The following is a 686-nucleotide window of genomic DNA, read 5'->3' on the forward strand; positions in this document are numbered from 1 at the left end:
GGCTAGGGCTGCACCAGTACCCTCATCACTGATACTGCGAGCTGTTGAGTCCGTCCACCAGTAGTTATAACTAGGGGTTCCATTAAAATAACCAACATTACTGCTATACCCGCCGCCACCAGTAGACAGATTGCGGCTCGCCACACTTGCTCCAGACGCGTACCCCACCAAAGAGCCAAGGTAATCGTCCCCTGCAACAGCCCCAGTCGCAAAGCAGTCGCTTATAGTCGACGCAGTTGCATAACCCACAAGACCGCCAACATAATAACCAACCGCAGACACCGCCCCCGTGGCAAAACAGGCAGACAGATCCGTTGAGTCTAGACGACCCACCAAGCCACCCGCGTAGGCGCTGGAACTAGTAGTTGGCTCTACCCTGCCGGTTGAAAATACCTCCGTAAGGGTGCTGTTTACTGCACTGCCCACAAGGCCACCCACATAGCGGCTCGCGGTAACCGACATTAACGGCCCTTGGAGGCCAAGGTTCTGAATAGTCGCGCCATCGATGTAGCCAAATAACCCCTGACTATAGCTATCGGGGCGATTAATCATCAGGTTGTGGATACTGTAGCCGTTGCCGTCAAACACCGCCTCGAATCGATTGCTGCTGTTGCCAATCACAACCCAGCCTTCGCCTTCATTCCAATAGGTGTCCGAAGCATCCAGCAGCTCATCGCCATTGGTAT

General features: G+C 54.2%; 1 protein-coding gene. It reads right to left on the reverse strand.

Features of this window, described 5'->3' with window-relative positions; translation table 11 throughout:
- On the reverse strand, positions 1-686 hold a 686-nt coding region (locus tag IDZ20_RS07960), incomplete at both ends, for a GLUG motif-containing protein (RefSeq protein ID WP_281250555.1).

The organism is Teredinibacter waterburyi, assembly GCF_001922985.1.
GTDB lineage: Bacteria > Pseudomonadota > Gammaproteobacteria > Pseudomonadales > Cellvibrionaceae > Teredinibacter > Teredinibacter waterburyi.